The 9,812-nt window shown below is 59.9% G+C and carries 5 protein-coding genes; 2 read left to right on the plus strand and 3 right to left on the minus strand.

Annotated elements, in window-relative coordinates; translation table 11 throughout:
• Window positions 1-6: 6 nt before the first annotated feature.
• The 3 genes from JDW18_RS11065 to dsrO form a co-directional block, all read right to left on the minus strand.
• A complete protein-coding gene (locus tag JDW18_RS11065) occupies window positions 7-3,198 on the minus strand; it encodes a tetrathionate reductase subunit A (RefSeq protein WP_218243653.1) in 3,192 nt (1,063 codons plus the stop codon).
• Between the two features lie 121 nt (window positions 3,199-3,319).
• Entirely contained in the window at window positions 3,320-4,354 is a 1,035-nt protein-coding gene (gene nrfD / locus JDW18_RS11070; RefSeq protein ID WP_218243654.1) for an NrfD/PsrC family molybdoenzyme membrane anchor subunit, read from the minus strand.
• 164 nt (window positions 4,355-4,518) lie between these two features.
• Window positions 4,519-5,373 carry a sulfate reduction electron transfer complex DsrMKJOP subunit DsrO gene (gene dsrO / locus JDW18_RS11075; RefSeq protein ID WP_246610453.1) on the minus strand — a complete coding sequence of 285 codons (855 nt, stop codon included), beginning with the start codon at window positions 5,371-5,373 and terminating at the stop codon, window positions 4,519-4,521.
• 460 nt (window positions 5,374-5,833) lie between these two features.
• Between dsrO and JDW18_RS11080 the strand changes: the two genes are divergently transcribed.
• A complete protein-coding gene (locus JDW18_RS11080) occupies window positions 5,834-7,702 on the plus strand; it encodes a PAS domain-containing hybrid sensor histidine kinase/response regulator (protein ID WP_218243655.1) in 1,869 nt (622 codons plus the stop codon).
• 376 nt (window positions 7,703-8,078) lie between these two features.
• Complete coding sequence (locus tag JDW18_RS11085) at window positions 8,079-9,023, plus strand: transposase (RefSeq protein ID WP_218242117.1); 945 nt, start codon at window positions 8,079-8,081, stop codon at window positions 9,021-9,023.
• Window positions 9,024-9,812: the final 789 nt, after the last annotated feature.

Consider the following 9,812-nt stretch of genomic DNA (forward strand, 5'->3'; position numbering starts at 1 on the left):
CAGCCATCAAACCTTAGTCACTTTGACCGGCAGACCTTGCCTCACCACCGCCCCCGACACCCAATCAATCCAAACATTGTCTTTGCCAGGCCGCGTAGGGTCCGCAAAGCCCAGCATATTCAGATTCACGCCATTGCCGTGCTGCGGGTTGGCGTGGGTGGGCTTGCCGTCCACCACGTGGGCCACGGTGCCCAGCTGCTTGTGGCCGTAGCCATGTTCAATAGCGATAGCACCGGGTGCAATTCCGGCGCGCACCAGGGCCACGCCTTGCAGTTTGCCGCCAGGGGTGCTCAGCTCGATATGGTCGCCGTTGGCGATGCCCAGGCGTGCCGCGTCGTCTTTGTGCAGGCTGACGGGGTTGTGCGGGTGCACCTGGCGCAGGCGGCTGGCGGCGATGGACATGCTGCTCATTAGGTTGGATTTGTAGCTGGTCATGGTCAGCGGCCAATCCTCGGTGTTGAACACGGCGCGCATGTCGCTGCCGTCGGCCAGGCGGGTGGGGTACCAGGTGGGGCAGCCGCTGTAGCGTTCGCCGGTCATGGAGTGCTTCATTTTGCTCAAGCCCTCATGCCAGAAGGTGGCGGGGAACTTGGCTTGCAGCTTGAGCTGGTCGCCCTTCCAGGCGTCGTCTTGCTTGTCAAAGCGGCCGCCCCGGCTCATCACCATGGCGACGCGGCGCACTTCTTCGGGTTTGACGGATTTTTCTACCGAGGGCATCCACTTGGTGAGGCCGGTGATGGCGATGTCGTCGTCGCTGGCTTCTGGCACGGGCTTGCCGGCCTGGTAGGCGATGTTGCACATGCCGCGCAGGTAGAAGTCTTCGGCGTTTTTCAGATCAAGCGGTTCGCCTTCCTTGGTACTCATCGCGTTTTTGCCAAAGCCGGGCAGGCCCAGTTGCTTGGCCACGGCAAAGACAAAGCTTTCAAAGCTGATGGCCTGGCCGTCTGCGGTTTTGGCGGTGGCGGCATCCACTGTGGGCCAGCGCACGGTGCTGCTTTTGGCCACCACGTCGGCCCAAGGCGCGCCAATGCCCCAGCTCTCGTAGGTGACGGTGTCGGGCACGATGTAGTCGGCCAGGGCCGAGGTCTCGTTGATGAACGGATCGACCGAGACAAACAGCGGCAGCTTTTTCGGGTCTTTGATGGCCGTGGCCAGCGTGTTCTCGAAACCGCAGATGGCGTAGATCGGGTTGCTCATGTGGTTGATCCAGGCCTTGACCGCGTAGGGGTAGCCCAGCAGGCCTGCGGCCAGCATTTCGCTACTGAGCCCACCGGGGGCGGGGTACCAGGGCGCTTTGGCGGGGTAGGGGTTTTGGCCGGTTTCCTTTTTGCGCTTGAACTCGCTGGTCTTCTCGTACGGGAACTTGGTGCGCGACAGCGCCACGCCCACGGGTTTGACCGCCCCTTCAAACTGCGCAAAGTTGTAGCGCGGGCCGGGGCCAAAGGGGCCGAAGGGGCCTGCATCCATGACCCAGCCACCCTTGACGTTGAGGTTGCCGATCAAATTGTTGAGCATGGCAATGGCAAAGGCGGTGTAGAAGCCCGAGCCGTTCATGGTGCCGCCGTGCGAGTTGGCCACGGCCTGCTTGCCATGGCTGGTGAACTCGCGCGCCAGGTCTGCTATCTCTTTGGCGGGCACGCCGCACAGGGCTGCGTATTCGTCAATCGTCTTTTTGTGCGCTTCCGCACGCAGCTTGACGAAGGAGGTGCAGACTGCGATGGGTGTGGGTTCTTCGATCGCGTCTGCAGCCTTGATGGGCGTGAACTCACGCTCCACGATCAGCTCGGCAGGCGTGGCCACGGTGTGCGGGGCTAATTTGAAGCCGCCCTTTCCATCGGCCAGTTGCACCACGTACACGTCTTCGGCGGGCGTCTTTTCATCAACCGGCTCGGGCATGGGCAGACCAATGTCCGCACCGCGCAGGAACTGGCCAAAGCGCGGGTGCTTGGGCTCGTTAATCAGCAAATGGGTGGCGTTGCTCCACGATGCCTCGCCCATGGCGGCCATGGCGGCGGGGCCGGGCTGGGTCAGAAACTGCTTGTCGTAGCGCTCGTTGTCGATGATCCAGCGGATCAGGCCCATGGCCAGCGCCAGATCAGAGCCGGGCTTGACTGGCAGCCAGCGGTTGTTGTCGCCCGCGGCAAAGCTGGACGAGGTGGGCAGCATGGGCGAGACCACCACGTATTGGTAGGTGTTCTCATTGCGCGAGCGGGCCTCGGCCAATTCACGGCCCACGCGCTGGAAGGGGTTGCCCGATTGCGCGGGCGAGGTGCCGATAAAGAGGCCAAAGCGCGAGTTTTTCCAGTCCGGCTTGCCGTGGGGCATGCCCGCCATATCGCCCAGCGCCGCGCCCGTGCCCACGCGGTAGGTTTGGCCGCAGTACGAGCCGTGGTTGGAGACGTTGATGGTGCCAAACGCCTGCTTGGCAAAGCGGTTGACCAGGGGCGTGCGGCCTTCGTTGGCGGCCTCGGTCACCAGCAGCTGGTTGGATTTGGGGCCGTACTCGGGGTTGGCTTCGTCGATCAGCGTTTTCACATCGCGGATGGCACGCAGGCCGTCCACATGGCCTTCGCCAAACAGATCGCCGCCTTCGCAAATCTCTTTGACCAGCTCTTCCAGCGAAATCGTCTTCCACTGGCCAGAGCCGCGCGGGCCCACGCGCTTCAAGGGCTTGAGCACGCGGTGTGCGGCGTTTTGATGCTCCAGCATGGCCGAGCCGCGCGCGCAACTGGTGGCGCGGCCTTCCAGGCCGTTGTCGCCGCCCAGCATGGCGTAGACCTCGCGCACGGGCGTTTCCATGGGCGCGGGGTTGGTAGTGGCCAGCGGGTGGTAGGGGTTGCCAGCGATGCGGATGATCTGGTTGTGGTCGGTGTCGACGCGCACGCGCACGCCGCACTGCGTCCAGCAGCCTAGGCACGACGAGGGGCTGACCACCTGGCCGACTTGCGTGCTCAGCTTGCCGGTGGCGGGGTCAATGCGGAACTCTGGCGTGAGCGAGTTGCCGCGGGTGGCGCTTTTTGTCGTCTTGCCGGAGGTGCCCGTAATCAAGCCCTTGGCACCCTTGGCCACGGTTTCGCCATAGCCTGCGGCAAAAGCGGCCAGGCCACCTGCCACGGCACCGCCGCGCAGCAGCATGCGGCGGCGCGCGATGTTGGCATCTTCAGGGGAGAGTTGGGGAGCGTTTTTTTTGTCTGTCATGGTCTTGCCCTTAGTCCCTTTGTGAGGGGGGAAGTGCAAGCGCTGGCAAATACTATATTTTTGATAGCTGCTAGCGCTTGCTGGTATTGCGGTAGAGGCCTATTTGATCTAAAGGGCCTAATTAAGCTGTGGCTTGGCGTTGGGGGAACAGCTCCAGCGCCCAGGTCGCCATGGCCAGCAGTGCCACGCACAGGCCCGCCACGCCCAGCATGCCCATCAGGCCTTCGCCGCCCAGTGGCATGCTGTACAGATACAGGCCCGCGCCAAACTTGGGCACGCCTTGCACGCCCATGAACAGCGCCCAGCGGAAGGCCCAGGCGCTGGCGGCTAGGCCCGTGCCCAGCACCAGGGTGTAGCCCTTGGCGCCCAGGCGGCGCTCGCCGCGCAGCAGGGCAATCACCACGGCTGCACCAAAGATGGCCGAGCCCAGCATGGAGATGCGCCAGACGGGGAAATCCTTGAACAGGCGCACGGCCAGATCAAACGAAGGGCTGTGGCCTGCAATGCCGTACAAGGCCCAGGTCAGCGCAGAGATCACCAGACCAGTTGCTACCCACAGGCCCAGGTTGCGCAGGCCGTGCAGGGTTTCAAAATCGGGCTGCAGCTTGGCAGGCAGAAAGCGGAACAGTACAAAAGCCATGCCCACGGTGGCCAGCCAGCCGCTGAGCGCCAGGTTGATCGGCACCCACAGCGTGTTCCACAGCGGACGCGAGCGGATCACCATGATTTCGGCACCCGAATACAGCACGATGGAGAGCGTGGACAGCACCAGCACAGGCACCAGCGCCCGCATCAGCGCAGGCTTGCCCAGCCACCACAGCGCGCACATCAGCACGCACAGGCCCACAAAGGTAGGCATCAAAATCGCGCCCAGGCTCATCCACGACCAGGGGGTGAGGTGGGCGTAGAAGTGCCAAAAGCGGGCGGGCTGGTGCAAGTCAGCCAGCAGGGCGACGGGGGCGGCAATCGCGCTCATCGCCAGCACCAGCACGGCCGTGGGCAGCAGGCGCTGGCGCAAGCCATTGGCTGGGCCAAACACACAGGCCGATGTGAGCAGCGCAGCGCCGGTAGCTACGCCGACCAGGAAGAAATACTGCACAGCCCAGGGCAGCCAGGCGGCTTCGTAGGCGGGGGTCAGGAGTTCGATGATTTGCATCTGAAAGTCCTTTTTGATCTTTTATTCATGTGACTGGGTGACCGTTTCTGGCATTGCATGGCCTAAGCCAGCAACTCCGAGCAAGGGCCGTCCCGCAGCGAGGGAGTTGTCCCCCTCCCGCGTAGCGAGAGAGGGGGAAGGCGCGCAGCCGTAGGCGTAGCGACTCAGGGGGTGGCTACCAGCCTCACAGTGGCTTGACCGTCCACGCCGTTCACAAATTCATCAGGCAGGCCGATGTAGAAGACGTGCGGCTTGGTCTTCATGCCGGGCTTGAGGACCTTGATCTCGTCCTTGTGGGCGTTGATGCGCTGGTTGATCTCGCTGTGCGCGTCGTTCAAATCGCCAATCACGCGTGCGCCGCCCACACAGCTCTCCACGCAGGCGGGCAAGAGGCCGGCTTCCAGGCGGTGCTCGCAGAAGGTGCACTTGTCGGCGGTCTGTGTCTCGTGGTTGATAAAGCGGGCGTCATACGGGCAGGCCTGCACGCAGTAGCCGCAGCCCACGCAACGCTCGTTATCGACCAGCACAATGCCGTCGGTGCGCTGGAAGGTGGCTTGCACGGGGCACACGGGCACGCAGGGTGGCTCATCGCAGTGGTTGCACAGGCGCGGCAGGCTGACCATGGCAGGGGCGGCATCGCCCTGATCCACCTCGTACTGCAGCACGCTGGTGCGGAACTGGCCAATGGGCGGCTGGTTTTCGACAGAGCAGCTCACCGTGCAGGCCTGGCAGCCAATGCACTTGCGCATATCCACCAGCATGCCAAAGCGCTTGCCCTCCATGCCGGGGCGGCGCGTGGGTTGAAAGCTGGGGTCGCCGGGCAGGGCCGCACGGGCGGAACCGGCCAGACCAAAGCTGGCGGCCACGGCAATCAAATCCTGCAAAAAGCCGCGCTTGGCTTGCACAGGGGCGGATACGGCCTGGCTGGAGGCCGCCTTCTGAGGGCCGGAAGACGCGGTGGCGCAAGCGCAGGCACTGCCGGCAGTGCAGCTGGAAGATTCTGGAGTGTGAAGTGGCATCGCCCTTCCTTTCATCGTCGCAATGGCATCAGATCGGGTTCTGATGTTTTATGCATAAAAGAGTATTTAATTAATATCTTTTATGTGTAATTGACTATATGAATGGGGCGTATGCGCCTGGTTGATTTGAATCAAGTCTTACGTGCTTCTGTCCGTTTCAGAGGGGCAATAAAACCTGAATCAATCCAATGCCTTAAGCATGAAGTTGATACATTAATAAACCATTAAAAATTGCATATATTGCAGTTACAAATGGCTGCATCTGAAAGCGGCGGGCAAGGCAGCTTTTGTTTTTTCGGCAGAGCGCAAGCTGTCACAGGCTTGTCCTACAACTTGTTGCAGATTGGGCTGCGCAGAATCCTGGGTTTCCTGTTTGCGTAGTTGGCGCTAGTTAACGTTGGAATTTGATCTGATGAATATGTCCGGCCATGAATTGATGGATGCGATAAAACAATCCCACATGGCTTGGGGCTTGATCGATGCGGATAGCCACAGTCTTCTGTGCGCCAGCAGTGAGCTGACGCGCCTGATCAAGCAAAAGCAGATGGAGTCCGGCCTCAACCCGCTGCGCGACTGCCCTGAAATGCTGGCCCGGCTGCAGCAGTGTGCGCAGCAGCAGAGCTTTCTGGCTTTTGACAGCGAACTGCTGCACGCCCATATAGAACTGCTGCCCGTCAAAGCGCCGGACGGACAATCAGCCCAGATTCAGATTTTCTGGATGGAGCTGCCCCGCACCAGCGTGCAGGCCGGTGCTGCGGTGCAGCAGCAGGAAGCGGTTTACAGACAACTGGTGGACGAATTTCCCCACAACGTCTTTCTCTGCAGCCCCGGGGGCGAGATTTTCTGGACCAACAAGACCTCCAACCAGTTCAAGTTTGGGGCAGACGATATTGCAGACTTCGCCAGCACCGCCTGGATAGACAAGATCCACCCTGACGATCAGGACATGGCGTTTCGCAATTTTTCCACCGGTATGGCGGTGGGCTGCATAGAGCCCTACCGTGTCCGCCTGAAAAAGCACAACGGCGAGTTTGAGTGGTATCTGTTCACCGGCGCCCCCATGTTCGACGAGGCCGGGAAGATCAGGCACTGGGTAGGCGTCAATATCAATATCGACAAATTCAAGCGTGCGGAAGAGGCCGCTGAGGCGCATACACAGGCGCTGTATGCGCAAATCAACGGCTATGTGCGGCGTCTTGAAGAAGCCCAGAAGCTGGCATCTCAGAACCAGAAGCAAGACCTGCTGAGCAACCTGGCCGGCAGCGTGGCCCATGAACTGAACAATCTGCTGTTTGTGATGGGGCTGAATGCCGAAGTGCTGCAGCGGCGCATTAACGACGAGGGAATGAACGACAACCTCAAGGCCGTGCGCGAGAGCATTCGCAAGGCCGCTCGCCTTTCATCCCAGCTGGCCGGTTTTTCCGGGCGCACGCCGCAAGCCCGCTCCGTCATCAACCCCACGCAGCTGATCAAGGAGCTGCAAGAGCTGCTGCGCAAGGCCGCTGGCGCCGAGGTGGATCTTCGCATCGCAGTGGATGCCGAAATAGCCAACCTGGAAGCGGACAAGGCCTATCTCGAAAACTCGCTGATCAATCTCATCATCAACGCCCGCGACGCGGTGGAAGGGCGCGGTAGTGTGCAGCTTTCGGTGCGCAACGAAGTCGTGCTGCGCGATGGCAAATCGCAAGACTACGTGGCCTTTCATGTCACAGACAACGGCTGCGGCATCGCGGAGCAGGCGCGCGAACAGATCTTCAACCCCTTCTACACCACCAAGCCCGCAGGCGGCGGTGCCGGTCTGGGGCTGCCCATGGTCAAGAGCTTCATGGAAAGCTCGGGGGGCTACATCGACGTGCGCTCTCAGCCAGCGCAGGGCAGCACGTTTTCGCTGTACTTCCCGCGCTCGCAGCAGGCGCAGGAAAACAACTTGCCCGCACAATCGCTGCGCGGCGAAGAAACCGTCATGGTGGTGGAAGACGACCCCGCCGTGCGCGAAGCCGTGGCCGCCGCGCTGTGCGCCCAGGGCTACAAAATCGTGACCGCCAACAACGCCGAGCACGCCATCCTCTTTATCCAGAGCGGCATCAAGATGGACCTCATCGTCTCCGACGTCAGAATGCCAGGCAAGCACACCGTGCTCGACATGATCGCCTGTGTGGAACAAAAGCTGCCGGGCATGCCCATCATTTTTGCGACCGGCTACTCGGCAGACATCGTCGTCCAGCAGGGCCTGATCAAAGACAAATACCCCGTGCTGTTCAAACCATTTACGGCGCAGGAACTCAACAGCAAAGTTCGCAGCCTGCTGACCCCCAAAAACGCTGCCTGAATTTCAGCAGTTGCCAGCCCCTGCAATCGACTGCAATCCAATGCAACGCCCTGCAGTCTCCGCCTCATCTCAACAGGCTCGGCATAAAAATGGCTGCAGTCAATAGCGGGCATGCGGTAGCTGCTATTGTTTTTGAAAATGTAGCGCTTTAGAGCCGCTTGTATGTTTACGGTGTCGGGGTGAGGGACAAGAGTCGCTATCGGCTGTTTGCGCAGACCGACTGAGTTAGATCCCTCCCACCCCACCTCATAGCGTCGATAAGGAACTGAGCAGCACGTAGCCATCAGGCTGCGTGACTGCCGATCTGAAGGCAAGCCAACGCACGTAGGTGGAACAGGCACCCCGACAAGCCATTGTCTTTGTTGGAGGTGCTGTTATGCAAACGACCTTTATCGGAGTGGATGTCTCCAAAGCGGAGTTGGTCATCAGCGTTGGCGATCAAGCTGCCGTGAGCGTGACCAATGACACATCTGCGATCATGCGCTGGTTGGCCTCGTTACCCCAAGATTGCTCTGTCGCCATGGAATCTACAGGGCGCTACCACTTGCTGCTCGCACAACTGGCTTTGCAAGCAGGGCTGAATGTGTATGTGCTCAATGCCCGGGATGTGTTCTTTTATGCCAAGGCACTGGGCGCCAGGGCTAAAAGCGATGCTCTGGACTGCGTGGTGATTCGGCGCTATCTGCAGGAGCATGTTCAAAGCCTGTATCCCTGGCAGCCTGGCACACCCGTTCAGCAGCAGCTCCATCTCTTGCTGACTCGACGTGCGCAGCTTAGCGCGCACCAGGCAGCCTTGAAGCAGACGCTCAAGGCGGTTGACTTACCCGGGCCGCAGATGGTGCACTTGATGGAATCGTTCAAAGCCCTGCTGCAGGCCATTGATGAGCAGGTTGTGCACCTGATCTCCAGTGACGACGCCATGCACCAAGGCTGCCAGCGACTGCAGTCGATTACAGGGATTGGCCCACAAACCAGTGCACTGCTGACAGAGCTTTTAAGTCGCCTGCACTTTGCCAACTCGGACGCACTGGTTGCCTATAGCGGGCTGGACCCTCGTGCCAATGACTCTGGCACAAAGCGTGGGAGGAGGCGTTTAAGCAAACGAGGCCCAGCCTTGCTGCGCAGGCAGATGTATCTGGCCGCATTCGCTGCCAGCCACAGCAAAGCGCTCAAGCCGCTTTATGCGCATATTCGCGCTAAGGGCTTCTCAACGACAGAGTCGATGGTGATCTTGGGGCGTAAGCTGCTTCGAGTGGCCCTTGCTGTTTGGCGAGGCAATACGGTGTTCAACCCCGAGCAATTGCTGCCGAAAACTGCTTGACGCGAAACATAGAACCTAACGCCACCCAGCAAACCGAAGGTTTGCGTTTGAGACGAGACGCCGGGCCGCGCAGGCGAAGCCGCAGGCAGTACAAAAGTACGACAAGGCGAAGCAACGACGTATCAAGGGTGGCGTTAGCGGGTCTTAAAGGCCTGCAGCAACAGTGCGAGAGGGTGATCGGCAATGACCGCCGAGCATGGCGGCTCTGATCCGCTTGACCGTAAGCCCTCTGTCACATCACTGCTGTAGCGGGTGCATGCATGAAGGCTGGGCGCAATCGGTTCGGCCCCAGCCGCTATTTCCGGCTGGTCCCGGTGTTTCAGCGGCAGCCTGAGTTGTGCCCATGTCGTAAAGCCTGTGCAGTAGGGCCTGACAGCCACAGTCTTGCAGTCGCGTGAGCCCACATTTCCCGCTCCAGAACAGCCCAAACAGGCGTCAACCACCGCAGTTTTGTGCGTAGAAAAGCTTAATAAAAGCTTGTCTAATCTTGACAAAACTATAGGTTAAGAGCCTTTTACGACAAAAACATACCTATTTGTGGGTAGTCATCGGGTGCCCTTAATCAGCATTCTTGTAGGTCAAATTCCCTCGCTCTCGTCTGAATTTCAGAAATGTCGCGTGAGCCTTTGAGAAAATTTTTTGCGCATTGTAAGAAAAATGCTATCGCAACTGTAAATTCAATCAATTTGTAAGTATTGACGCACAAGATTTCATCACCTTTGCCTGCTAGCAATAGTTTTAGTTGATTGGAGAATCCATCCCAAGACGCTGCTTCTATTGACTAGCGAT

The sequence above is a fragment of the Comamonas fluminis genome (assembly GCF_019186805.1).
GTDB lineage: Bacteria > Pseudomonadota > Gammaproteobacteria > Burkholderiales > Burkholderiaceae_C > Comamonas > Comamonas fluminis.